Annotated in this window: 28 protein-coding genes; 15 read left to right on the forward strand and 13 right to left on the reverse strand. The window is 61.8% G+C overall.

Annotated elements, in window-relative coordinates; translation table 11 throughout:
• Positions 1–9: 9 nt before the first annotated feature.
• Together JNB85_RS20995 and JNB85_RS21000 are read right to left on the reverse strand one after the other, a co-directional pair.
• Positions 10–348 (reverse strand): hypothetical protein, encoded by a 339-nt coding sequence (locus JNB85_RS20995; RefSeq protein WP_220336229.1) that lies wholly within the window; start codon positions 346–348, stop codon positions 10–12.
• Between the two features lie 282 nt (positions 349–630).
• Positions 631–1,572 carry an AEC family transporter gene (locus JNB85_RS21000; RefSeq protein WP_220336230.1) on the reverse strand — a complete coding sequence of 314 codons (942 nt, stop codon included), beginning with the start codon at positions 1,570–1,572 and terminating at the stop codon, positions 631–633.
• 119 nt (positions 1,573–1,691) lie between these two features.
• Between JNB85_RS21000 and JNB85_RS21005 the strand changes: the two genes are divergently transcribed.
• The 3 genes from JNB85_RS21005 to JNB85_RS21015 all read left to right on the forward strand — a co-directional run bounded on the left by JNB85_RS21005 (position 1,692) and on the right by JNB85_RS21015 (position 3,393).
• Positions 1,692–2,591 (forward strand): LysR family transcriptional regulator, encoded by a 900-nt coding sequence (locus JNB85_RS21005; RefSeq protein WP_220336231.1) that lies wholly within the window; start codon positions 1,692–1,694, stop codon positions 2,589–2,591.
• 195 nt (positions 2,592–2,786) lie between these two features.
• A complete protein-coding gene (locus JNB85_RS21010; protein WP_220336232.1) occupies positions 2,787–3,062 on the forward strand; it encodes a type II toxin-antitoxin system ParD family antitoxin in 276 nt (91 codons plus the stop codon).
• Positions 3,049–3,393, forward strand: a complete 345-nt coding sequence (locus tag JNB85_RS21015) for a type II toxin-antitoxin system RelE/ParE family toxin (RefSeq protein ID WP_220336233.1) — start codon at positions 3,049–3,051, stop codon at positions 3,391–3,393. Before JNB85_RS21010 ends, JNB85_RS21015 begins: the two co-directional genes overlap by 14 nt.
• Positions 3,394–3,723: 330 nt before the next feature.
• On the opposite strand, the gene JNB85_RS31035 is transcribed toward JNB85_RS21015, so the two are convergent.
• The gene (locus tag JNB85_RS31035; RefSeq protein WP_220336234.1) at positions 3,724–6,309 is read right to left on the reverse strand and encodes a helix-turn-helix transcriptional regulator; all 2,586 of its coding nucleotides are present in this window, start codon (positions 6,307–6,309) and stop codon (positions 3,724–3,726) included.
• A gap of 153 nt (positions 6,310–6,462) precedes the next feature.
• Between JNB85_RS31035 and JNB85_RS21025 the strand changes: the two genes are divergently transcribed.
• Complete coding sequence (locus JNB85_RS21025) at positions 6,463–6,738, forward strand: DUF4242 domain-containing protein (RefSeq protein ID WP_183739811.1); 276 nt, start codon at positions 6,463–6,465, stop codon at positions 6,736–6,738.
• Positions 6,739–7,000: 262 nt separating this feature from the next.
• Positions 7,001–7,861, forward strand: a complete 861-nt coding sequence (locus JNB85_RS21030; RefSeq protein ID WP_220336235.1) for a transglutaminase-like domain-containing protein — start codon at positions 7,001–7,003, stop codon at positions 7,859–7,861.
• Positions 7,862–8,132: 271 nt separating this feature from the next.
• Here JNB85_RS21030 and JNB85_RS21035 read toward each other — a convergent pair whose 3' ends face one another.
• The 5 genes from JNB85_RS21035 to JNB85_RS21055 all read right to left on the reverse strand — a co-directional run bounded on the left by JNB85_RS21035 (position 8,133) and on the right by JNB85_RS21055 (position 11,896).
• Complete coding sequence (locus tag JNB85_RS21035) at positions 8,133–8,795, reverse strand: hypothetical protein (protein WP_220336236.1); 663 nt, start codon at positions 8,793–8,795, stop codon at positions 8,133–8,135.
• A 215-nt stretch (positions 8,796–9,010) separates the two neighbouring features.
• Complete coding sequence (locus JNB85_RS21040) at positions 9,011–9,733, reverse strand: urease accessory protein UreH domain-containing protein (RefSeq protein WP_220336237.1); 723 nt, start codon at positions 9,731–9,733, stop codon at positions 9,011–9,013.
• Positions 9,733–10,170 (reverse strand): YqaA family protein, encoded by a 438-nt coding sequence (locus JNB85_RS21045; RefSeq protein WP_220336238.1) that lies wholly within the window; start codon positions 10,168–10,170, stop codon positions 9,733–9,735. Before JNB85_RS21045 ends, JNB85_RS21040 begins: the two co-directional genes overlap by 1 nt.
• Positions 10,171–10,174: 4 nt before the next feature.
• On the reverse strand, positions 10,175–10,468 hold the full coding sequence (locus JNB85_RS21050) for a metal-sensing transcriptional repressor (RefSeq protein ID WP_275957765.1): 294 nt from the start codon (positions 10,466–10,468) through the stop codon (positions 10,175–10,177).
• A 63-nt stretch (positions 10,469–10,531) separates the two neighbouring features.
• A complete protein-coding gene (locus JNB85_RS21055; protein WP_220336239.1) occupies positions 10,532–11,896 on the reverse strand; it encodes a cation diffusion facilitator family transporter in 1,365 nt (454 codons plus the stop codon).
• A 203-nt stretch (positions 11,897–12,099) separates the two neighbouring features.
• On the opposite strand from JNB85_RS21055, the gene JNB85_RS21060 reads away from it, so the two are divergent.
• Both JNB85_RS21060 and JNB85_RS30750 read left to right on the forward strand, forming a co-directional pair.
• Positions 12,100–12,858: an SDR family oxidoreductase gene (locus JNB85_RS21060; protein WP_220336240.1), complete on the forward strand. Its 759-nt coding sequence runs from the start codon at positions 12,100–12,102 to the stop codon at positions 12,856–12,858.
• A gap of 138 nt (positions 12,859–12,996) precedes the next feature.
• Entirely contained in the window at positions 12,997–13,308 is a 312-nt protein-coding gene (locus tag JNB85_RS30750; RefSeq protein WP_420852284.1) for a hypothetical protein, read from the forward strand.
• Here the strand turns inward: JNB85_RS30750 and JNB85_RS21065 are convergent.
• The 3 genes from JNB85_RS21065 to JNB85_RS21075 are packed head-to-tail and all read right to left on the reverse strand — an operon-like array spanning position 13,269 to position 14,347.
• Positions 13,269–13,601, reverse strand: coding sequence for an HNH endonuclease (locus tag JNB85_RS21065; protein WP_220336241.1), 333 nt, complete (start codon positions 13,599–13,601; stop codon positions 13,269–13,271). The genes JNB85_RS30750 and JNB85_RS21065 overlap by 40 nt on opposite strands.
• 43 nt (positions 13,602–13,644) lie before the next feature.
• Positions 13,645–14,049, reverse strand: coding sequence for an SMI1/KNR4 family protein (locus JNB85_RS21070; RefSeq protein ID WP_220336242.1), 405 nt, complete (start codon positions 14,047–14,049; stop codon positions 13,645–13,647).
• 13 nt (positions 14,050–14,062) lie between these two features.
• Entirely contained in the window at positions 14,063–14,347 is a 285-nt protein-coding gene (locus JNB85_RS21075; RefSeq protein ID WP_223216569.1) for a hypothetical protein, read from the reverse strand.
• A gap of 225 nt (positions 14,348–14,572) precedes the next feature.
• On the opposite strand from JNB85_RS21075, the gene JNB85_RS21080 reads away from it, so the two are divergent.
• The 6 genes from JNB85_RS21080 (at position 14,573) to JNB85_RS21105 (ending at position 18,931) form a co-directional block, all read left to right on the forward strand.
• Positions 14,573–15,016, forward strand: coding sequence for an SRPBCC family protein (locus JNB85_RS21080; protein ID WP_220336243.1), 444 nt, complete (start codon positions 14,573–14,575; stop codon positions 15,014–15,016).
• Between the two features lie 38 nt (positions 15,017–15,054).
• On the forward strand, positions 15,055–15,492 hold the full coding sequence (locus JNB85_RS21085; protein ID WP_220336244.1) for a VOC family protein: 438 nt from the start codon (positions 15,055–15,057) through the stop codon (positions 15,490–15,492).
• A gap of 226 nt (positions 15,493–15,718) precedes the next feature.
• Positions 15,719–17,356, forward strand: coding sequence for a sensor histidine kinase (locus JNB85_RS21090; protein WP_220336245.1), 1,638 nt, complete (start codon positions 15,719–15,721; stop codon positions 17,354–17,356).
• Positions 17,357–17,365: 9 nt separating this feature from the next.
• Positions 17,366–17,767 carry a response regulator gene (locus JNB85_RS21095; RefSeq protein ID WP_183739762.1) on the forward strand — a complete coding sequence of 134 codons (402 nt, stop codon included), beginning with the start codon at positions 17,366–17,368 and terminating at the stop codon, positions 17,765–17,767.
• A gap of 101 nt (positions 17,768–17,868) precedes the next feature.
• The gene (locus tag JNB85_RS21100; RefSeq protein ID WP_220336246.1) at positions 17,869–18,390 is read left to right on the forward strand and encodes a cytochrome P460 family protein; all 522 of its coding nucleotides are present in this window, start codon (positions 17,869–17,871) and stop codon (positions 18,388–18,390) included.
• Between the two features lie 85 nt (positions 18,391–18,475).
• The gene (locus JNB85_RS21105) at positions 18,476–18,931 is read left to right on the forward strand and encodes a DUF4952 domain-containing protein (RefSeq protein WP_220336247.1); all 456 of its coding nucleotides are present in this window, start codon (positions 18,476–18,478) and stop codon (positions 18,929–18,931) included.
• Between the two features lie 37 nt (positions 18,932–18,968).
• Here JNB85_RS21105 and JNB85_RS21110 read toward each other — a convergent pair whose 3' ends face one another.
• Together JNB85_RS21110 and JNB85_RS21115 are read right to left on the reverse strand one after the other, a co-directional pair.
• Positions 18,969–19,115 carry a hypothetical protein gene (locus JNB85_RS21110; RefSeq protein ID WP_220336330.1) on the reverse strand — a complete coding sequence of 49 codons (147 nt, stop codon included), beginning with the start codon at positions 19,113–19,115 and terminating at the stop codon, positions 18,969–18,971.
• A gap of 8 nt (positions 19,116–19,123) precedes the next feature.
• Positions 19,124–21,256 (reverse strand): M48 family metallopeptidase, encoded by a 2,133-nt coding sequence (locus tag JNB85_RS21115; protein WP_220336248.1) that lies wholly within the window; start codon positions 21,254–21,256, stop codon positions 19,124–19,126.
• Between the two features lie 307 nt (positions 21,257–21,563).
• On the opposite strand from JNB85_RS21115, the gene JNB85_RS21120 reads away from it, so the two are divergent.
• Positions 21,564–22,970, forward strand: a complete 1,407-nt coding sequence (locus JNB85_RS21120) for an adenylate/guanylate cyclase domain-containing protein (RefSeq protein ID WP_220336249.1) — start codon at positions 21,564–21,566, stop codon at positions 22,968–22,970.
• A 150-nt stretch (positions 22,971–23,120) separates the two neighbouring features.
• Positions 23,121–23,897 (forward strand): hypothetical protein, encoded by a 777-nt coding sequence (locus tag JNB85_RS21125; protein ID WP_220336250.1) that lies wholly within the window; start codon positions 23,121–23,123, stop codon positions 23,895–23,897.
• The last annotated feature ends 82 nt before the right edge of the window (positions 23,898–23,979 follow it).

A 23,979-nucleotide genomic window follows, 5' to 3' on the forward strand; every position in this document is an offset into this window, starting at 1 on the left:
GTGGCGCTCTCACCTTGCCTTCCGGCTGATAAACAACCTGGTCTCCTTGCCCACCTCCAACACACCGCTGCCCGCCCGGAATGCCTCCGATATCGCCGCCCGAAAGGCCGCAAGCTCGGCCTCATCAGCCCGATCCCCCGGCGGATAGGAGGTCAGCGCCAGAAACACATCTTCCGGCTCCGTTATCCGCATATGGGCCGGGTGCTCCGTCATGAGCGGCAACTGCCTCGCCACCCAGGGAAACCAGCCGGTTTCGGCGATCGTATATTCCTGGTTCAGGCGCCCGCGGGCGGCGAGTTTCTCGCCGTCGCTATATTGCTCTTCATTGCCTGTGGTGATGGATGACATGATTGGCCCCGGCTTCCCTCAATGTCAGGTCGAATGAATGCGGCGGCTGATCCTGCATCTTTATAGTGTAGTGGCCAATGATGAGATCAGTTATTGAGGTGCGGATTGGCTGGTGTCGATGATGCGCCTTGCCCGCAGCAGCCCCAAGGAGACATTGTGAAGAACCGGATCTTTTTCATTCTCATGTGCGCCTTCCTGCTGGTGGCGATAGCAGGACTGATAATCAGCTCGGCCCGGCTGATCGGGCTCTTCGGCTAAGCCAAGCAGTTTCCCACATCGGGGTCAGCGCCCCACCACCGCCAGATAGGCCGAAATCGTCAGCACCGAAAGCACGGTCGAGGCCAGAACCACGCGGCCCGTCAGGCTCGCCTCGCGGCCGTAGAATTCCGCCAGCATGAAGGGGCCGGTGCCGGTCGGCAGCGCGGCGAGCAGCACGGCGGTGTGGGTGGCGGAAGCCGGAAGGTTCAGCAAAGGCGCGGCGATGAGCCAGGTGACGACGGGCTGGGCGATCAGCTTCAGGCCGACGAGAATGCTCGTTGTCGTTGCCCGGGCGCTTGCTTCGCCGGCCTTGGTGCCGGCGAGAAACAGGCCGAGCGCAATCAGCGCGCAGGGCGAGGCCGCACCGCCCAAGAGCTTCAGGAAAGCATGCACGGGCGCGGGCAGCGACACGCCCGAGACCATGACAAGCGCGCCGAGCGCGGGGGCGACGAGCAGCGGGTTTTTCGCGAGCGACCGCATCGTCTTAAGGGCGATATCGCGCCGCCGGACTTCGGATTGCAGGCCGCCTTCGATGAGGATGATGGCGATGGCGAAGAGCACGCAGACGGTGAGGATGGTGGAGATTAGCGTCGGCGCCATGCCGGTGTCTCCGACTAGGGACAGGACGAGCGGAAAGCCGATGAAGCCGGTATTGGCATAGCTCGCGTTCAGCCCGTCGATTGCCGCATCGGCGAGATGCCGGCCCTTGGCGACGCGCCAGCAGAGGGTCGCGCCGAAGATGACGGCGCAGCCGGCGGTAAACGCGAGAATGAAGCCCGGCTGCCAGATCTCGGCGGGCCTGGCATTGGCCATGATGTCGAAGAGGAGGGCGGGCAGGGCAAGATAGACGACCAGCCGGTTGACCTCGCGCGTGGCATTTTCGCTGAGCGCCCCTGTCTTTCGGGCAATCCAGCCGGCGAGGATGAGAGCAAAGATCGGCAGGACAATAGAGAGGTTCGTCAGCATTTAGTGCAACTCGGGTAGTTCGGCGCAGCTCCGCGATCGGAAGCGATCCTTGCCTAGATCATGCGATCGAGATAATCCAATGTCATCTGAAACGCTGATTGATACTTCTGAGGTATCGGATGGATACGCGTCATATGCGCTGTTTCGTGGCGCTTGCCGAAACGCTGCATTTCGGCCATGCGGCGGCGCGTGTGAACATGAGCCAGCCGCCCTTCAGCCGCCAGATTGCGGCGATCGAAAAGCGGCTCGGCGCAAAGCTTGTGGAGCGCAATTCGCGCAATGTGGCGCTGACGCACGCAGGCCAGCATTTCCTTGCCGATTGCCGCGCCGTGCTCGAAGGTTTCGATGCCGCCTGCCGCGATGTGCAGCTGGTCGCAAGCGGCATGAAGGGCGAGTTGAAGCTCGGCTTCATGATGCACGCCGCCCATAGCGTCATCCCGGCGCTGGTGCGGCTCTATGCCGAGGCGCGGCCGGATGTGCGCCTCATTCTCGAAGAGCGCATTCCGACCGATATCGAGGAGATGCTGACCGAGGGCCGGCTCGATGCCGCCGTCACCTTCGGCGGTGGTGCAGCACCGCATCTGCGTACATTGCTGCTTGCCCGCGACTGGCTGTGTCTGATCGTGCCTGCGGGTCATCGGCTGGCGGATGCCGAGACGATCAGGCCGCGGGCGCTTGCGGGCGAAAAGCTGATCGCAGCCCCTGCGACGGTCGCGCCGACATTGCGTTCGGCGATCGGCACGTATTGCGCGGGCGGCGGCGTGATCCCGCATTTCGCCTTCGAGCCCCGGCTCCAGCATACGATCATTCGGCTGGTGCAGGAGGGGCTGGGCGTGGCGCTGATCCCGCAATCGCTCTGTGACGATCTGGCCGAGGGTGTGGTGGCGCGGGTGCTTGTGGATGCACCGGAATTCGATGTGGTGCTATGCGCACCGCGGGCCGGGAGGAACCCGGCTGTGCCGGAGTTATTCGAGGCGGCGGGCCGGTTCTTCGTGAGGCTTGGAGCCAGTGGTCCGTAATGAAGACGACCGGCATGAGGTGGCAAAGATCACCAGCGGCCTAGGTGTAATTAAAATAGCAATTACGACATTATCAACAGAGTCACGATCAAGTCGGGCTATCGGCTGTCACCTTCATGACGATTGGAGGGAGGGTTTCGGCAGATCGACAAATGTGCTACTGAGTAGCAAAATTCGCCCAATGGAGATATACCGATGAGTGTCAAATCCTCGATCTCGCTAACCGACCAGCAGGACGCGTTTGCCCGTTCCCTGGTGGAGAGCGGCCGGTATTCCAGCATGAGTTCCGTTCTACAGCAGGGCTTGGAACTCCTCCGCCAAAAGACGGAAACTGAGAACGTCGAAGCGGCAGCGCTTCGCGAATTGGTCCAGCGGCGTTTGAAAGGTCCGACGATTTCCACGACGGAAATGGAAAGCCGCGTCGAGGCAATGATCGGGCGGAAGCGGCGGGCTTCTCGTGTGGACTCTTGAATATTCTGAGGATGCCGAACGCGATTTTGAGTTGATTTTCGATCATCTCTTCGACTCCCATGTCGAACTTGGAGACTCGCCTGACGAGGCTTTGGCGCGTACCGCTGAACGAATCCACAAATTGCGTGTCGAAATCGATCGTCTCGTCGATACGCCTTATATCGGGACTTTGCGGGCCGACATTTACCCTGGAATCCGGTTTCTTCGGCGGCACAAGGCGGCTATCTGGTTCTTGTCGGTAGAAAGCAGTCGCACGATCATTATTGCCGCAATTTTCTACGGCGCGCAGGACCATATCAGACATATGCTCGCACGTATGCTGGCTGGATAAGGTCCTGTATGCGCCGGAATTCGATTTGGTGCTGTGCGCACCGCGGGTGGGTAGGAACCCGGCGGTGCCGGCGTTATTCGAGATGGCGGGCGGGTGCGCATTGAAAAGTGAGGGTGTGCCGTGGGGCACCCCCCTCTGTCCTGCCGGACATCTCCCCCACAAGGAGGGAGATTGGCTGAGAGTGATGGTTTCCCCAAACAACGAGCGTCGCAGCCCGGCGAAACATTAGATGAATGGCAAAAGTCCGGCTACTTGCCGATCTCCCCCCCTGTGGGGGAGATGTCCGGCAGGGCAGAGGGGGTATGCCACGGCACACCGTTACCCGATCCACTAAAAAAGCCCCAGCCGCCGCCCCTCAGCCGCCGCCTGTCCCCGAGACCTCGCGTTTAGCTTCGCAAGGATCGAGGAAATATGGTGATCCACCGTTTTTGACGAGACGAAGAGCCGCGCGCCAATCTCGGCATTCGAGCGGCCCTGGTCGATCAGGCGCAGGACATCCATTTCGCGTGTCGTGAGGCCGGCTGCGTTGGCCTGGGTGCTGGCCCTTGGGCCGCGTGTGGCAAGGCGGCCGCTGCGCTTGCGGATCATCTCCTTCACATGGGCGGCGACGGCGGTGGCGCCGAGGGTTTCCAGCGCCGTCAGGGCGCGGTAGAGCGCATCGCTGTCGCCGTCGAGCAGGGAGAGGGCGGCGAAATAGGGCGCGCGGCGGTCCGTCCAGATATCGGCGGCTTCCTGCCAGCGGCCGCCGAGCATGGCGATCACGGCGGCATCGCCCCCCGTGCTGTCGGCTGCAAGGCCAGTCTCGCCAAGAATATGTGTCCAGAAGCCGATCATCGAGCCGGCTGCGTCTTCGCTGCAGAGGGAAGAGGCCTGCCGCAGACCGGCGAGTGCCTCGTTTCGGTCGCCGAGGCCAAGCCAGGCGCGCTCGGCCATCAGCGCGGCATGGGCCGACAGGCGCTGGAATTCGAAAGTGTTTGCGAGGAATTTCTCCATTTCGTGCAGAAGCTCGCCTGTAGGTTCGCCGCGCCGGGTTTTCAGGATCGCCAGCGCTACGAGCGAGGGGTAGCGCGACAGGGCCGGGGCATTCTGGTTGTCGACCACAGACTGTGCCGCTGCAGCGGCCTCGTCCCAGCGACCGAGAAAGGTCAGCAGTTCGGAAAGCTCGCCGCGCATATAGTCGCGCCATGTATCGAGATCGTGCTCGATGCAATAGGCGATGCCGCGCGCCAGAATATCTTCGGCGGCCGCGGTGGCGTGCAGCTGGATTTCCACCCAGCCGCGGTTGGTGAAGGCGCGGGCCGCGTGTTCCTGAAAACCGTGGTCGAGGGCGATCGCCAGCGCCTCTTCGAGCGTTTGCCGGGCGCGCTCGGGCTCGCGCCAGCAGATGGCCGTGCCGACATTGTTCAGCGCATGGCAGAGGACCTCGGGCCTTGCAATGTCTTCCGTCGTCACCAGAGCGATGGCGCGTTCGCCGTAAAGGGTGGCGGTTTCCGCGTCACCCGCCAGCATGCCGAGCTGCGACAGGTTGGAATAGCCCATGGCGAGCTCGGCGGGGGCGTCTGCCTGCTCCAGCACCTCGACAGCGCCGCGCCCAAAGGCATCGGCGCCCTTGCGGTCTCCGGCAAGGTAGCTGAGGCGCGAGAGCCAGCGCATGTTGTCGCCGACATGCCTCATATCTCCCAGGGACCGGTAGAGCGTGAGCGCGTTCGTCTGTGCGGTGATGGCGCGTTCCATCTGTCCGGTGAGGTGGCATTCGAAGGCATAGCCCTCGTAGAGGCAGGCGCGCCTGGCATCGTCCAGGTCCGCTGCATGGGCGAGCGCCAGTTCGTAATGGCGCACCGCCTGTCGGTGGGCGCCGAGCCTGCCGGCCTCGGCCGCCGCCTTCGGTGCGAGTTCCAGGATTGCGTCAATATCCTGCGCCTCGTTGGCATGGTGGACCATGCGTGCCACGGAGGCATCGCCGCACTGCCGGAAATAGGCGAGCGCGCGTTCGTTCAGCGCGCGGCGGCGAAGTGGCGGCAGCGATTGCTCAATCGCTTGTCTGGCGATCTCATGGCGGAACATGAACAAGTCGCCAGCCGGTACGAGGAGTCCGCAGGCCGTGCAGGCCTCAAGCCCCGTGCGCGTGTTTTCGCCGCAGATCGCTTCGATCAAGTCGGGGGCGAAGGCCTCGGGCGAGGTGGAGGCCGCACACAGCACCTCCCTGCCCGCCTCCGAAAGCGTGTCGGCCCGCGCCAGCACGGCGTCGCGGATGGTGGCCGGCAACCGGTCGCGGCTGGCGGCATCGACGAGTTCGCTGACGAAATAGGCATTGCCGCCGGTGGCGGAAAAGATCGCCTCACCATCGAGCCCTTTCTGCTGCGCAAGCTCCAGGACGGCAGCCTCAGAAAGCGGCGGCACCTCGATCCTCAGCCAATGGGCCGGCGGAATATCGGCGAGCAGCCGCCTCAGCCGCGTCTGGCCCGGCGTGTCGTCGTTGCGCGCCGTCAGGACTGCGAGCAGACATGTATTGCGGATACGCCGGCCGATATAGCGGATCAGGTTCAGCGTGGCGTCGTCCGCCCAGTGAATATCCTCGATGACGAGAAGCGTCGGCTGGCGATCGGCGGTCAGGAGATCGAGAACTTCGGAAAATAGGGAAATCCAGTTGCCCGCCGAAATCGTGGTCAGCGTCCAGCGCGCTTGCCGCGCAATGTCGCGCCAGGGACCGAGCGGCTCGGCCGTGCCGAAATTTTCGCAGGCGCCGGACAGCACACGTGTCTCGGCAGGCACAGTGCGGGAAAAAGCTGCCGCAAGGGAGGATTTGCCGGCGCCGGCTTCCCCTTCGAGCAGGACGAGGCGGCCCTGGCCGTCGGCGGCTTCGCGCAACAACGACTGCAGATGATCGAGATTGGCGGCGCGCTCGATTAGTCGCATGGCGGATTATTGCCAGCATCATCGGCGGCTGGAAATAGCGGCGTGTCAAAATAGGGCGGGGAGAGGAAGAAAATAGGGATATATCCCGAAGTAGGCCTCGGCTTTCGGGCATAACGTTCATTCCGTCGATGCAAGCGCGAACAGGAGGTCGCCATGCCCAAATATCTAATCGAACGGAACATTCCCGGCGCAGCCAAGCTCACGCCCGAGCAGCTGCGGGAGATTTCCGCCACGTCCAACAAGGTCGTCGCCGGTCTCGACCGTCCCTACAACTGGATCACCAGCTATGTCGCCGGCGACAAGATCTATTGCGTGCATGAGGCCGACAGCGCCGAAACCGTCTATCGCCACGCCCGCGAAGGCGGCTTCCCGGCCGATCTCGTCACCGAGATCGCCTCGGAGATCGGGCCGCAAACTGCACGCGCCTGATTACCAGCGCCCGGTTGTTTGCGAGGGGCGGCGGCCGGCGCTTGCCTCGTTCCCTCCTCGGATGCCTTCGGGGAGGGGATGGGGGACGGGAGGTATTCGCGAAATCGCGAGCGAGCTGAAAGGCCGACCGATACCTTCCTCATTCCTGTGCCGCTGCGCACCCGCAACTGGAGCGGAACTTCTCGTGACAAGCGCGTAATTGACAATTTTTGAAAATTTGCCCTTCTTGTCGTGTCTCAATCTCAACTGGAAAGAGACAACAATGCGCAAATCCTTCTATGCTTCCCAAAGCGTCTACTCGGAACCTGGGTCCTATCGCGAAACATTGATGGGCGGTGGCGTTGAGCCCAAATCAATTGCTCGATGGATCAGTTCATTCATGCAGCATCCTCGCGGGGCTGAGTCCGAGGAGCGAGGTTTCAAACCCGAACAGGCCGCCGATCTGGAGCTTCGTTCGGTTGAAGAGATCCTGTCTGTCGCCGTAAAACGCAATTTGCTTGAAAGCGATTCCGAACAGCACAAGGTCGGCGGCGTATGCCGGGATTTCGCTATAATGGCGGTTAGCAGATTTCGTGAGCGCGGCACCCCGGCTCGCCTTCGTGTGGGGTTTGCCGACTATCTGGTGGCCGACCGTTGGGAAGATCATTGGCTTTGCGAATGGCATGACGGCGAGCGTTGGAAACGGCTCGATGTAGAGTTTGCGGCTATCGGAGGAGTATCTTTCGACACCTTGGATGTGCCAGGCGAGCGGTTCCTGACAGCAAGCGAGGCTTGGATTCGGATCAAAGGCAACGCGGAGATGGCCTCGCGATTTGGCGTATCGAGCCTCGACCTTGGGGGAGAGTGGTTCGTCGCGGGAAGCCTGCTTCGAGAAATGGCAGCCCTGCGTAAACTGGAACTGAAACCTTGGGATTACTGGGGTCTGTCGAAAGACCTGTCCCCCGTTTCAACCGGGTTGTCGCAGCAGGCGAGGACAGAGCTAGACGATCTCGCGTCACGGCTCACGACCGTCACTATCGATGGGGAGGACGAGCCGGACGCTTTAGCGGACTGGCCTTTACCAGACGAGGTTATCAGCTTTCCACAAGGTGAGCCTGTGGCTGTGGTGTTGCTTAATTCCTGAGACATCGACACTTTCGGCCGGATTTTCGGGCCCTTTTCGTGTCGCGCGTCAGGCGCGATCTCTCGCAACCCTTTTAAGCTATGACGCAGGGTTCGGCTCAAGAGGTTTTTGCGGGTTTTCTCGGTTCGGCTCGGCGCCCTGTTGCAGGGCGGTTGGGACGGGTACCGGGAAAATGGCGCGATGAAGGGGAAGAGATTATCCTGCCCGCGGGAAAACCCACGGCAGGTGTGATCGATCCGCCGGGTATGGTGCCCGGCGGATCGAGTGGCCGTTAATTCCCTGTCGAGGTCGGGGCGGAATCGGACAGGGATTCACGGATCTGGTCGATTTTGCCGTCGGCGTCTCCGACGCCGAGGATGGTTTTGGCCTCGGCGAGGGTTGCCGGGCTCACTTCGCCGGTACGCGTTGCGGCGGCAAGCGCGTCCTCCAGTGCCGCGTCGCCGAGCACCGGATCGTCGGCTGCAGGCTCGATGCCGTTGTCGAGTTCAAACTGGGCATAGGCCATGGCGTAGGCGGCGATCGCCGTCATCTTCGGATCTGACGTGTGCATATAGGCCTTGTAGCTCCGGTTGAGGGAATTCAGGCCGGCAAGCTCGGAGTGAACGTTCTTTTCCTTGATATCGCCAGTGGTCTTTTTCGCTGACAGAGATTTCCCCTTCGCCTCGCCGGATTTGCCCTTCGTTGCACTGCCGGACTTCGAACCGTCACGCAATGAACTGCCACCCTGGTTGCCGCGGCTTTCATGGCTGCCGCCATTGCCGTTGCCGCCGCCGTGTCCACCGCCGCCGCCATTACCGCCGCCGCCATTACCGCCGCCGCCGCCGTTTCCGCCGTCCTTTGCCATGGCGGCAATATCGAAGCCGGCGATCGCCAGAGGGCTGGAAGCCATGATCATTGAAAGTGCAGCTATGGACGCAAAAGTTGCAATACGCATTGGTCTCTCCTTCGCAGGATAGGTTCATCGAAAGTCATGGGATCGCCGACTCGGGAAGGCGGCCATCAGGATGATCATGATGTTAGGTGCGAATTGCAGACTGTGCATCGGACCGAGGTCCGGCATCCGCCGGACCATAGTCCTAGAGGGCGGGAGATGGTTAACAGGTTTTGTTGCCGCACTGTTCGTCAGGCATGCGGGGGAACGGTATGATCTCAGGCAAACAGCGCTTCATGGATCGCGACGGCAAGCAGCGTTACGCCGGCGATTGCCTCGATCGACTTCGATGCGGCAGCGAGCAGCCGCGGCCGGGTGGCGAGCACGCGGGAAAGCTGGTCGCGAAAGAGCACAGCAAGCAGGGCGACTGCAGACAGGGTGATGCCGACGCCGAGCATCATGGTCAAAGCGAACAGGATTCCCGTGACGACAACCTGATGCAGCATGGCGAAGGTCATGACGAAGAGCGTCAGCGGGCAGGGGATCAGACCGGCCATGAAGCCGAAGGCAATGCCCTCTCCGTGGGAATGAACATGGGCGTGGCGGAAGAGCGCACTCCACAGCATCCATGCGCCGATCAGGCCGAGCAGGCCGCGGCTGACAGCCTGCAGCAGCGGTGCGGAGCCGGCATCGCCGAAGGAGTGCGAAACAAGCGGCAAGGCGAGTAGGGAGATCAGCACCGCCATGCCGACATGGGTAAAAGACAGCGCCGTCGAGACGAGAAGGGCGCGATGTGCTTTCATCGAGGAGCCGGCGAGATAGGTGGCAAGCACCGACTTGCTGTGGCCGGGCGTCAGCGCATGAATCGCGCCGAAGGCGATGCCCATCGGCAGGAAGGCGAGGAAGGCGAGCCATCCGCCTCCCGCCGCGAACGCCTTGATATGGCCGGCGAAGGTCAGATAGATTTCGCGCTGAAAGTCGATGATCGCTTGCCAGGGCATCAGGTCAGGCCCGTCGTTGCTGCCGTCAAGACAAGGTAGCGCCCGACTTTGGCGATGGTAACGAGCAGCAGGAACATTGGCAGCGGTTCACGCAGCACACCGGCAACGACCGTAATCGGATCGCCGACGATGGGCAGCCAGCTTGCAAGCAGCGACCATTTTCCATAGCGCTGATACCAGCGCTGCGCTCGTTCCAGCGCCTGTGGGCCGATTGGAAACCAGCGGTGCATGCGGAAGCGTTCGATCCCCCGGCCCAGGATCCAGTTCAACAATGCGCCGAGGACATTGCCGGCGCCTGCGGCCGCGACGAGCCAGAATGTGGAATATTTTCCGGTGAGCAGCAGTCCGACGAGCACGGCTTCGGACTGCATCGGCAGGATCGTCGCCGCGCCCAGGGCGGAGACGAACAATCCCAGATAGGCCAGCAGGTCGGCCATGCCGTCAGAGATATTTGGTGATGGTCTTGAACTCGTCGATGGACTGCCGTTTGTCGCGCGGCAGTACGCCGACCGTTTCTTCCAGGCAATGGTCGAGATGGTCCTGGATCAGGGTGCGCTTGGCGTTGATGATCGCCTTTTCGACGGCCGACAGCTGCTGGGCGATATCGAGGCAGGGCTTGCCGCTCTCGATCATCGCGATGACGCTCTTCAGGTGCCCCTCGGCGCGCTTCAGGCGTTTGATGATCTCGGGGTGGGTGGCGTGCGTGTGGGGCTCGGTATCGCTCATCAGGTCCATGCGGTTATCCCTCCGGCAGCGGAGGCAGTCCGAGCTTACGCCGCAGACCGCCCTGCAGACAAGTCAGTGATGATGTCCATCAGGCTCTTCCATTCTGAAGGGAAGGTCGTCGATCTCGACGCCCGCCATCAGCTTCAGCACAGCGTCGAACGTGTGGGGTTCGGCCGGAGCAATCGTGCTGACCAGCGCGTGATGGTCCGTAGCTGAAGGAAGAAGCGGCAGCCGTTCGACGCCGTCTTCCCGCGCGATCTCCACCACCGCTTCGAGGCCCCTGGCGTGCTTTGAAATGGAGAGGCGCATGCGCTCGCCGTCGGGCGTGTCGACAATCTCCAGCAACCCCGTCGCCAATAAGGAACTCACCTTGAACGGTGCAGGGGCATGGTGGTGGTGATCTGCGGGAGCTGTCGGCGCGGCATCCCGATCGTCGAATTGAATGGTCGCGTTCCCCAACGAGGGCAGGTGCGCACCCAGTTCGCGGCGGAGAGCGGCTGCAATGACATTCGCCTCCGCGAGGGTTTTCGCCGGATCGACTGCGATGACAACGTCAGCATGTAGCTTATGGCCGAGCCAGCGGGCTTTCACGTCGACGACGCTTTCGATTCCCGGAACATGTTCGGCCGCGTGGCGGATCTCGTCGGTGACGCCTGGCTCGACACCGTCGAGGCTGCGGGTGATGACGGCGCGTGCCGACTGCCAGACGATGCCGAAGATCGCGAGCGTGATCATGAGGCCGACGATCGGGTCAGCAAGCGGAAAGCCTAGCCAGACGCCGAAGGCACCAAGGACGACGGCGAGGCTGGTCAGGCCGTCCGTGCGGGCATGGTAGCCATCGGCGATCAGCGCTGCGCTGTTCATTTCGCGGCCGACGCGGATACGGAAGACGGCAACCGCCTCATTGCCGATGAAGCCGGCGACGCCGGCAACCGCCACCGCGAAAAGCTGGGTGATCGGCTGTGGCTCGATAAGACGGTCAATCGCCTCGTAGCCGGCCACCAGCGCGCTGAAGAGGATGATCAGCACGATGACGAGGCCGGCATAATCCTCGACGCGGCCAAGCCCGTAATTGAAAGTCTTCGTCGCCGCCCGGCGCACCAGCGAGAAGGCGATCCAGAGCGGAATGGCGGTCGCCGCATCGCCGACATTGTGGATGGTATCGGCCAGCAGCGCGACGCTTCCCGAAGAGAAGACAACAATCAGCTGCAGGATGGCGGTGATCGCCAGAATGATGAAGGACCACTTGATGGCCCAGATGCCGCGTGCGGAAGAGGCAATACTCGGATCGATGACACCGTGCGTGTGGCCGTGGCTGCTTTCATCATGCGCTCCGTGACCATGCCCATGAGACGCATGCGGATGAGATCCATGGGCATGCGAATGACCGTGGCCGGCCCGCCCGAAACCGAACCATTCTCTGACTGCCGAAAACATGTGCCGCTCCATAACCGAAGTGTGGCGATACCTATCCCCCTGGAGAGGATATGGCAAGCCTATTGATTACGAGACTGAGCAGCGGCGCGGAGGGGAAATGCCACCCGAGGCTTCGTCGCTGGTTTCACCCGATCCGGAATCGGGTGGCTGCCGGTTTCCATATTTCCTACCCCACCACGACCATCAAGACAGGAGGTTTGGACATGGAACTGAAAGACAAGGTCATCATCATCTCCGGCGCAAGCAGCGGCATCGGAGCGGCCGCCGCCCGGCTGTTTGCGGCAAGAGGCGCGAAGCTCGTGCTTGGGGCGCGGCGAGCGCAGAACCTTGCGGCGCTGGTTTCCGAGATCGAAGAAAGCGGCGGTACGGGCGTGTCTCTGGCCGGTGACGTACGCGACGGGGCTTACGCGCAGGCGCTGGTCGACCGGGCGCTCGATGCCTATGGCAGGCTGGACGGGGCTTTCAACAATGCCGGCATCGTCGGCGAGATGGGCGCATTTGCGGAAATGAGCGCGGCAAATTGGGAGACGGTGATTTCCACCAACCTGACGAGCGCCTTCTTTGCGCTGAAGGCGCAGCTGCCGGTGATGAAGACACAGCGCAGCGGCTCGATCGTCTTCACCTCGTCCTTCGTCGGATACAGCAATGGCGGCTTGCCCGGCATGGGGGCCTATGCGGCGTCGAAGGCGGGTCTGATCGGCCTCGTACAATCGGTCGCGGCCGATCATGCGGCCGATGGCATCAGGATCAACAGCCTGCTTCCCGGCGGAACCATCACACCCGCCGGCGGGGAGAGCAATCCTGAATTCCTCGACTATATCTCGGGCCTGCATCCGATGAAGCGGATGGCGGCTGCCAAGGAGATCGCTCAGGCGGCGCTCTTCCTGCTGTCGGACCAGTCGAGCTTCATGACCGGCAGCCCGATGATCGTCGACGGCGGCATGTCCGTTCGGCTGCTTTAGCAGACGCGGCCTCGGGCGGTGTTGCGCCGCCCGAGGCGGGGATTTCGACGGTGTCCCGGAAGGTCACCAGCGCTTCACGCCGCGCTCGATTCCTGACATAGTTGCGCAGAGACAACCAACCGTCGTGGATATTGCGTGATGAGCTCGCAGACACGTGAAAAAAGCACCATGCACGCACCTACCGGGTCCGTTACAGGGCTTTGCTCTGCGTCCGCCACCATGTTTGCGGTCGGAATGGCCTTTCTGGGCTACTGGGGGGTCTATGAACAGGGGAGCTGGCGTGCTGTCGATTATCTTGTGATGATCGTCGCCGTCGTCGGATTTGCAGCACTTGGTTGCGTGCCCTGGTGCCGGCAAGGGCAAGCGGGCAGGCAAAGTCGGGTAGGGCTGGGTGGCCAGCTGCGGGCGGTTCACTCCCGCCGGCGGTTGCTGCGCCGCGTGCCGTCGTAGAAGCCGGGCGGCTTCTTCTTCACCCAGGCGACGAAGGTCTGGATGGCGGGATGAGCGAGCAGAGCCTCGACGGTCGGGTAGGACTGTTCGAGCTCCGCCTCGCTGAACTGCGCATGGATCTGGCGATGGCAGATGCGGTGGAGGACCTGCGTTTTGCGTCCGCCGCGGCTCTTCGGAACCAGATGATGCTCGTCGCGCTGCTCGGCCGGCACGATCCGGCCGCAGAGCGGGCAGACATCGGGTGGCGGGGCCTCATACCAGGAGGTGACGTCTTGGTTTCTCTTTCGTGGCATGCGGCGAGATTAGCGGCAAACCGGGCCGGCAGGCAATTGGCCGTTACCAGCCGTCGCCGCGCTCGATCGCCTCGATGAACTCCTCGAAAGTGCGGCCGAGAACGCGCACTTCATTCACCCAGTCTCCGGCAAAGACGAAGGGAATGGAAATATAGTCGCCCTTGACGAAGCCATAGGCGGTCGGGCCGCCATTCGAGCCGATCAGCAGCTGGTCGTCACGGAATGCGAAGATCGCATAGCCGTCAGCCCCGGAGAGTTCCGCAGCACTCCAGAGAACCAGATAGCCTTGGCCGATCTCGCCGTTGAAACCGTTGGAGGCGGCAAGGAAGGCCTTGATCTCCGCCGGCAGGACAATCTTCAGTTTCGCTTCGCAGGCGGCGATCTCGGCCGGGCTTGCGCCCGGCAGCTGGCAGCCGTCTGAAAACTTGTCGAGCATCAGCAGGCCCATTCGAGCTTCATCTTCAGGATGATCCAGCCGTATTTCTCCCTTTCGTCGGAAATGCGCTCGGCGTCGGGATAAAGCCGACGCAGCTCGGCCGCCGGCATTCCGATCCGGACGCCATGGATGGGGGGAAGCTCGAAGGGAGCCTGCCGTCGGCGGTGATGCGCGTGCCGAATTCCTCGATATGCAGACGGCCTTTCGCCTGGATGCGCGGCTCCTCCCAGTTCGTTCCCAAAGCCGCCTTCAGCTCCTCCACCGGCACACCCGGCTGCATCGGCGCCAATTTCGCATTGTCTATCGGCATGCGCGTCCTCTCTCGCTGATCGTCCCGCGCGAGAAATAGGACGGGTTGGAAACCGGGCAATGACGTGGCGGCAGGTTGGGAATGTGTTTGTGCGATCGTCTGTTTCGAAAGGCCGGTCTATGATCGGCGACAGGGCGGAAGAAAAAAATCGATCGCGCTGTCGGATCGGCAGAAGCTGGCCCGTCCTAGAGGCATTGCATAAGTTCAATCCGAAGGAGGATCATCATGCCAAACACAATTCGTCTTCACCGCGTCCTGGCAACCACACCGGACAAGGTCTATCGCGCGTTCCTGGAAGCGGACGCGGTGGCCAAATGGCTTCCGCCCAACGGCTTTACCTGCACGGTTCACCATCTGGAGCCGAACGTGGGCGGAACGCACAGAATGTCTTTCCGCAACTTCACGACCGGCCACAGCCATTCGTTTGGCGGCGAATATCTGGAACTCGTTCCCGGCCAGAAGCTTCGCTACACCGACAAATTCGACGACGCCAATCTGCCCGGCCAGATGGAGGTCACCGTGACGCTGACGAAGGTCTCGGTCGGTACCGAAGTCGATATCGTGCAGGCCGGCGTCCCGGATCTCATTCCGCCGGAAGCCTGCTATCTCGGCTGGCAGGAATCGCTGCGCAATCTCGCCCGTCTCGTCGAGCCTGATATCCAGCAGTAAACCTACTTGTAGATGAAACGACACCTTGGAGACCGGACATGGCGCTCAAGCGAATGGACAATGTCGGAATCGTCGTCGAAGACCTCGGAAGAGCAATTGATTTCTTCCGCGAACTCGGCCTCGAGCTCGAAGGGCGGGCCATGATCGAAGGAGAATGGGCCGGACGTGTCACAGGACTGGGCAATCAGCATGTCGAGATTGCCATGATGCGCACGCCGGACGGGCACAGCCGGCTCGAGCTCTCCCGCTTCCTTGCGCCCGATGTCGTCGCCGATCACCGGACCGCCCCGGTCAACGCGCTCGGCTATCTGCGCGTCATGTTCGCTGTCGACGACATCGACGAGACGCTTGAAAGGCTTCGCACGCGCGGCGCTGAGCTCGTCGGCGAAATCGTCCGGTACAAGAACGCGTACCGGCTTTGCTACATCCGCGGGCCTGAAGGGATTCTCATTGGGCTCGCCGAGGAACTCCGCTGATATCCCTCAACAAGTATCCGAACCAAAGAGAAAGCCGGGTCTGGACTCTGTTCAGTCCGGCTTTCTCTGCATTGCCGAAGATGGCTGCTTGCAGCACCCATGGCAGGGAAGACCACGCGGATCGCCCGATCAGATTTCTTCATGGCTAAAACAAAGCCCGCCCGCTTCAGTATTCGGTAACGCTCTGGTTGTAGATTAGCACTCAATTAAGTTGAGAGAGTGCGCTGTGAACATCTCCAAAGTCGATGATGGCTCTTCCGCCGAGCCTGCTCTGCAAACGCCTCATCCCGATCTCCTGAAAGACCTGTTCGAGGATGCAGCGAGGCCGACGATCATCAAGGATGATCAATCGCGCTTTCTGTTCATCAACGGCAAGGCGTGCGAGATGTTCGGCCTGGAACCCGACGAGATCCTCGGCCGCACCGACGATGACTTCCTGCCGGCCGATGAGGCGGCGCGGGTGCGGCAAGCGGACGCCCAGGTCCTGGCGACAGGCAAGGCATGTCTGATCGAGGAGGAGATCACGGCGCCGGATGGGTCGGTCCGGACGTTCCAGACCCACAAGCGGCGGTCCTTCATTCCCACGGCCGAGGGGAAGAAGCCGATCGTCGTCGTCGTTATCTACGATCTTACCGATCTTCGTCACGCCGAGCAGGTTTTAAGGGCCAGCGAGGAGCATTACCGCTCGCTGATCGAGCTTCATCCCCAGACGCCCTGGGTGGCCGACGCGGAGGGAAACGTCATCGAAGTCGGGCCGGGCTGGCAGGATGCTTCAGGACGCGACGTCGACGAGGCGATGGGGCGGGGCTGGCACAAAACCCTCCATCCGGACGACCTGCCTGATGTCGTGAAGACATGGGAGGCGGCGGTCGGGACCGGGGCGCTGTTCGACATGATCTACCGGATCGGGACGGTCAAAGGGCGGTATCGGTGGTATCGCAACCGTGCCGCGCCCAAGCGCGACGGCGAAGGCAGGGTGGTTCGCTGGTATGGCCTCCTCGAAGACGTCCACGACCGCCAGCTGGCTCTTAAGGCGCTCGAAACCAGCGAGCGCAGGCTGCGCCAGCATCGCGACGAGCTCGAAAAGGTCGTGCAGGTAAGGACGGCGGAAGTTCGGGAAAAGAATATCGAGCTCGACCGCCTTCTCCAGCACGAGCGGGAGATCAACGCGCTGCAGCGCCGCTTCGTGGCGATGATCTCGCACGAGTTCCGGACGCCTCTGGCTGTCATCGACGGAGCGGCTCAGCGGCTCACGCGGACAAAGGCGGCGGTCACGCCGCAGTTTCTGGAGGACAAGGCCGGGCAGATCAAAGGGGCCGTCGCCCGGATGGTCGAGCTGATGGAAAGCATCCTTGCCGCCGGGCGGCTGGAGATGGGAACCATTGCCATCAACAAGGAGGCCAGCTCGTTGAGCGCAGTGCTTCGCCAATGTATCGCAAGCCGGGCGGAGATCAGCAAGGGCCACACGATCAGCCATGATCTCGCGGAACTGCCGGAGCTGCAGATGATCGATAAGGCCGCAATCGAAAGGGTCTTTTCCAATCTGCTGTCGAACGCGGTGAAATATTCACCCGCCGGCTCGAACATCCGCGTCACCGGCTGGAGGGACGGCAGGCACGTTCGCGTCAGCGTCACCGATGCGGGGATAGGCATCGATGCGGATGATCTGCCGAAGCTGTTCGAGCCCTATTTCCGCGCCCGTAGCGCCACCGGGATCGCCGGGACGGGGATAGGCCTCAACATCGTCAAGGAAATCGTCGAACTGCACGGCGGATCGATTTCCGTCGAGAGCACCCTGGGGCGAGGCACCACCTTCACAGTCGAGCTGCCGTTCGACGAATGCATAGAAAAACAATCGGCCTGAGAGGGAACAATGATCAGCATACTCTGCATAGATGACGAGACGGAACTTCGGCAGATCCTGGTGGAGGAACTGGAAGACGCCGGCTTCAAGACCTTACAGGCTTCGAACGGCCAGGAGGGGCTTGAAATGATCGTCTCGCATTGGCCCGATCTCGTCATCTGCGATATTTCCATGCCCGTGATGAGCGGTCATGAGCTTCTGGCCGAACTACAGGTGAACTACCCTGAGCTCGCGCGAACGCCGTTCATCATGCTGACGGCTTTGGCCGACCGGGACAACATGCTGTCGGGCCTGCAGGCCGGCGCCGAAGCCTATTTTACCAAGCCGATCGATTTCGATCTGCTGATGGCAAAGGTCTCCGGGTGCGTCACGCGCATCGAGAACGAACGCAGGGTGGGGCATGGCCTGTAGGCGGCCTTCCGCGGGCGGCGTCCACCATATCAAAGTATGGTTTCGCCTGCCGGAATATCTGCGAGGATCGCTTCGTCGTCCGATCGCAGGAGAATATTTCGATGAAGCAGATTATCGCGGTGTCGCTGGCTGTTGGCCTGGTTACCGGCCTGATCGGCTACAATGCCGCCGCATCCGGAGCGGCCGATGAGGGACGTGCGCCGGCCCTGTCTGAGCTGCCTGCCGGCTACCGCGACTGGTCGCTGATCACCGTGGCGCATGAGGAAGGCAAGCTCAACGATATCAGGGCCATTCTGGGCAACGATATTGCGACCAAAGCCTTCCGGGAAGGGGCCACCACCTTTCCCGACGGTACCATCATCGGCCGCCTGGCCTGGGATTATCATCCGCTGGAAGAAAGCAAGGCGGCCTTCGGCGCAGCTCAGTCATTCGTAGCCGGGGTGCCCAAGAACGGCGTGCAGTTCATGATCAAGGATGCAAAAAAATACGCTTCGACCGGCGGCTGGGGATATGTCGAATTCGACGACGGCAAACCTTCCGCGACAGCAATGCCCGAAGCGTGTTTTGCCTGCCACTCGGTCGTCAAGGACCGCGACTTCGTGTTCAGCCGGTATGCGCCCTGACAGGCGCATCTGTCCTGGATCTATTATCCGCTATAAAGGCCCCACCGTTCATGGGGTCGTCCGGGCGGCTGAGTTAAGGTTGGATATGAAGCTCGCCGTTTGTCTTTTTGCCCTGTGGTCGCTGGCTGGCGCCGCGGCGATACCGCTGCTTGCAGCGTCCGCCGGCGTCCCGGATGCCAAGGTGACGGCAGGCGATTGCGGTGATTTCCTGGCACAGATCAAGAAGAAGCCCGCCCATGTGGAATATGCGGGCTGCCGCTATGCCCCGGATCGGCAGGGCAAACCGCTTCAGGCGACATACCGCGTATCGGGCCGGTACGCGGCTGCAACCGAAGCCTATCTCATCAAGGCCGTGGGTTTGAACCGCCTCAAACGCTCCTGCTGCATCTGGGATTCGCCCGCCAGCCAGTTCCGCGATTCATTGGGGCGCGACTTTCTGATCTCGATGGGCTCGGAGGAAACCTTCGTTTCCCGCCGCAGCGAATGGCGCCGGATCGCCGTGTTCGCGATCACGGTGGAGACGTTTACGGAGGATATGTAACGAGGCGGATCTCAATTCGCAGAGCCGAGGCGTTCCTTCATTCGATCTGCTCATCCAGTTGCTGCGCGACGGTTTCGTAGTGGCGGGACGAGGCAGCATTCCCCTGTTTGGCGTATAAGCCGGCGACTTCGCGGGCGGCCTTTGCCGCCGCGCGGAACGCGTCGAGCCGTCTCCTCTGCCTCAAAGCGCCTCTCAAGAGAACCTGGAAAGCTCCTTCAGCGCGTGGGCCGCGTTGTGGTAACGCTCGACGAGCGCGCTGAATTCGGCCGCCTTCATGCCGCGGATGCCCATTGCGCCGATCGTGACGATGCGTTGTTTGCGGTCGATCTTGCTGTAAAGCGCGCGCCACTTCTTTGCGGGAAGCGAGGCGGACGGGGCCAGCAAAAGCCGCAGCGCAAACCGGTTGGAGGCAAAGACCTGATGGGCGTCTATATCGGTCCAGGCGACCGGCCGGTCGAGCATCGAGGCCCGCAGCTCCGCCGGCGTCAGGATCATAAGGGGCTGCGCCGCCGACCGGTGAAGATAGAGCGCGTAAAGGCCGCACATGACCACCCCGGCTGCGGCAATACCGGATACCAATGCTCTGGCGAAATAATCGTGCGCGAAGCCGATCTCCGCCGCAAAGACCGTCACCATCAGCCCGAAGCCTGCGAAGATCGTCGCAACGATCGCCATCGTCCAGATCATCGGCTTGACGTTGTCGTAGACAACGGTTTCGTCCGGCGCTGCTGCGGCAAGCGCTTCGAGCGTCTGCCTGCGAGCCGAGCGCAGGTCGCGCAGGTGGTTCAGGTAATCGCCGCTCAGCTGCCTGCAGAGCGCCTTCCAATCCGAGAAAAGCTCGGAGGCGAAGGTGAGGCCGGCTGGTTTCGGGGCGCGGGTGGCGATGGCGAGCAATCTTTCGTCGGCCGTCAGCCCCATCGCCTGAATGCGCTGGATGGTCGGCGGGTGGGTATCGGTCGGATGCGGCTGCCGGTCTTCGAGCAGGGAGACCGGGTCGGACCAGCCGTTGACGCGAACGAGATCCGAGGTCTCGGCCACCAGGTCGGACTCGGGGTCGGAATTATCAGCGGCAAGCGTCCGTTCGGCGGCAAGGCCGAAGACGTGATTGAGGGCAGGGGCGATCAGCCCGGTTCGGATGAGGGCAGAGGCCGCGCCGACGACGGAGCTGGAGCGCGCGCCGCTCCGGTCGGCTTCGAACTCGCGGATGCGGCTCCAATGGTTGACCGCGTGGTCGAACCGCTCAAGGGCATGAAAGCCCAGCAGGGCTGCGGGATAGAGGACAAAGCTGCCGCCGTCGCGCTGCAGAGCGGTCAGCGATCGCCAGAGGCCGGCATAGATCGGCGTGAACCTTTGGCTGTAGAGCGTGTCCTTGCCCGAAAAATGCGCCAGTTCGTGGCCGATGACCGCAGCCACTTCCGGCTCGTCGAGCAGGTCGAGATAGGGGGCCGGCAGGTAGAGCGTACGCCCCGCGACGACTTCCTCTTCCGGCCAGAGCCGCAGCTCGCTTTCGGTGACGAAGAAACCGCTGGTAAGGCCGACGACGACAGTGTCCGGCCGCACGGCCTGCTGCCGGTCGGCGAGATCGCGAACGAAGCGGAAAAGAACGGGCGCATCGGCCTCCTGCACCCTGCGCCCGAAAATGTCCATCGGCTGGGGAGCGAAAAGCGCAAAGACATCCTTGAGACCGCGCAATCCAAGGAAGGCGCTGTAGAGGGCAAGACCGGCGAGCATCAGGGCGAGGGCGAAAAGCTTGGCGCTGCCGGATGAGAAATCCGCCCAGAGGCCCATGCTGATCGCCTCGAACACGGCTGCACAGACGATGCCGATGCAAAATCCGATGACGAGTGCTGCAAGGATGAAAGGCAGTATGATGCGCAGGCGTCCGAAACTCCTGACCAACTGCTCCTGAGATCGCCGCGCCCTCAAGCCGCTGATGGTTGCCGTGGCAAGCCCGAGGATGCCGCTTGCGAATGCCAGGATCGCGCCACCAATCGTGCCCCAGGCAAGCGGCCGGCGGATCGACGAAATCTCGAGATCCTCTTCGGCTCGCTCCAGCGCCGCAGCGACTTGCGGTACGGCGACCATTGCGGAGAGCGATTTCGCTCCCGCGTCTCCCTGAAACGTCAGCATGGCTCCCGGTTCGGTTTCGGCAATTTTCCTGACTTGAGCGAGTGTCGTCGTAAGCTCTTCCGACAACGCCTTCGACTGCGCAAGCGTCTCGGCTGCCCGCTCGGCCTGCCATAGACCGAGGCCGAACAGGAGGGCCGGAACAAGGACCAGCCAGACCGCAAGGCTTACATTCCGTGGAAGCTCGAGTTTCCGCATCATCCCTCCCTGACCGGGCTGCCGACCTGCCAATGTGCAACCATTAAAGTGTCTCGAATACAGCCGTATCAATTGTACGGCGAGTGGCTAAGATCAACTGGACCTTGAAAAAAATCGGCTTGCTGTTGCCGGTCAGGCACGCACTCTCCGATCGGTACGGGGGCAGTTCCGCGGGCCAGGCTCGCAAGAGCGGCCGATCCCGCGCCGCACAGCATCCAGGCATTCCGATTTCTATCAGGAGATTCCGTGATATAATCGCGCTCTGCCGGCGGCCTTGCCAGCCGTTCCGTGCACGGAGACTGGTCCGATGAGCGAAGTGGACGTGCTTTTTGCAGCCTTGCGACAGTCGGCCGACCCACAGACGGTCGAGCGCATCGAGGATGTCGTCAGGCACGGCGCCGATCGCGAACTCAACCGCATCAATGTGCTCGCCTTTGCCAAGGCGTATCATCTCGATGAAGAGAAGGTGATCGCGGCCTTTCTCCATGCCGCCCGCATAGGCGCCTTCGAGATGACCTGGAATGTGCTTTGCCCCGGATGCGGCGGTGTGCTCGACAGTGGTGCCACGCTGAAAACCGTCGACCGGGAGGCCTATCATTGCGCGCTGTGCGCGGCCGGCTACGAGCCGACCCTCGACGAGATGGTCGAGGTCACATTCACCGTCAGCCCGCGGGTGCGCAGGATCGCCGCCCACGACCCCGACCGGTTGCCTTCGCTCGAATATTACCGCCAGGTCTTTTTCAGCACCGGCGTCGACCTGCCTGACAATCTGGAAGAAAGGTTCGCGCACGTCCTTCTGGAGGAGGTCGAGCTGGAGCCGGGCGAGAGAGCTCTTGTCTCGCTGCAGCTGCCGCCGCAATTCGTCATCATCTTCGATGCGGTGACGCATTCGGCGCAGTTCATCGACGTGCAGGGCTTGCCGACGGATGAACGCCAGAACCTCTCGATGGTCATCAGCCAGGGGCATGCGCCGAACGAAACGCTGACGCTGCGCCCCGGCCCGCTGCGGCTGATGCTGGAAAACCATACCGATCGTCGGGTGCTGCCGAATGTCTGCATTGCCGGAGACGAACTGCACGATATTCTCGGCCACAGGCGGCCTTTCCTGACGGCCAAGCGGCTGCTGACGAACCAGAGTTTTCGGGACATCTACCGGACCGACACGCTCGATGTCGACCAGCGCCTGAAGATCACCAGCCTGACCTTCCTCTTCACCGATCTCAGGGGCTCGACCGCTCTTTACGAGCGCGTCGGAGATCTCGCCGCTTTCGACCTGGTGCGCGCGCATTTCCGCGTCCTGCACGAGATCGTCGCCACCGAGGCGGGTGCGGTGGTCAAGACCATCGGCGACGCTGTCATGGCGACATTTCCGAGCCCGGACAGGGCTGTGGCGGCGGCGCTGAGAATGCGTGAAGCGATGCTGCAGCTGAACGCCGAGCGCGGCAGCGAGGATCTCCTCCTGAAGATCGGCATCCACGAGGGGCCATGCCTTGCCGTCAACATGAACGACCGGCAGGACTATTTCGGCCAGACCGTCAACATCGCCTCGCGCGTCCAGGAGCTCGCCGAACCGCATGTGATCGTGACGACCGAAGCCGTGGTCGACAACGAGCAGGTTTCGGAGATCCTGCGCGACAGCGGAATCAGTTCGGTGTCGCGCATGGAGGAGCTTCAGGGCATCGCGCGCGAGGTGCGGATCTTTGCGCTGTCGTGAAGTGTGGCTGTGGTTGATGTCGTGTGGGTTCGAGTGGTTCTGCCGGAGGGCTAGGGAGCCGGTATGCGTTACCCATCACTCGATGATGGGGCGGTGGGTAGCTTGCGACAATAGATAACCTGCGTGATGAGTGCCAAGGATGGTGGAGGTATGCGCTTCGATTTCACATCGCCGAGGAAGCTTATTGCTTGGGCAGAAACTGACATCGACAAAGGGTTCGACCTATTTCTAGCGTGGGCTCAGGAAAACATCACCTGTTCCATCGAACCTGGTCAAAGTGCTGACGAGACGATTATGCGGTTTTCTAGTGAATCTCTGCCAGAAGAGATTGAGCGCTGCTGTCACAATGCCTCTAATCATGTTCGCCACGCCTTTGATCAGGCGACATATTCCCTGATGACCGTGATCAATTCGAATTTTGCGGGTGACGCCTATTTTCCATGGTCCACGACCCCGGCCGATATGCGCGGCAAACTAAACCGCCTCGGAGTTCCGTCCGACTATCAAACCCTTTTCGCACAATTTCAGCCCTACAATACAGGTGAGGCGTACGAAGGCGGCGATAATACCCTTCGCGATTTTGCGAAAGTCGCCAATCCGAATAAGCACCGCGCCGTCATTGCGTTCAATCCAGCTGCATTAATAGCTAGAATGGATGTACAACTGATACCGGGTGTCGAACACAACGGCACAATCGAAGTTATGTCTGGGCCGATCCCGTTCGGCGTTGATTGTGATATAGCATCCTTCCGCGGCGTTTGGGGAAAGAGCATCACCACTGACTTCGAAATTTTCCCAGTTTTCGCAGGGTCACAATATCTGGATCGAGAGCCGATATTTGATGTTCTCGCGTATGCCCGGTCGCGGGCATTGGCTGTTGTGGACGCCTTTGCCGAGGCGACGTCACAGCTTAATGGCCGCCGCTAAGCAACGCGTTGCCTCCAAATAACCAGCGATGAAAACCTCTTCGGATAGCGACATCAACTCGGTGCTGCGCATGAACGAGTTT

It is taken from the genome of Rhizobium mesosinicum, assembly GCF_019511345.1.
Lineage (GTDB): Bacteria > Pseudomonadota > Alphaproteobacteria > Rhizobiales > Rhizobiaceae > Rhizobium > Rhizobium mesosinicum.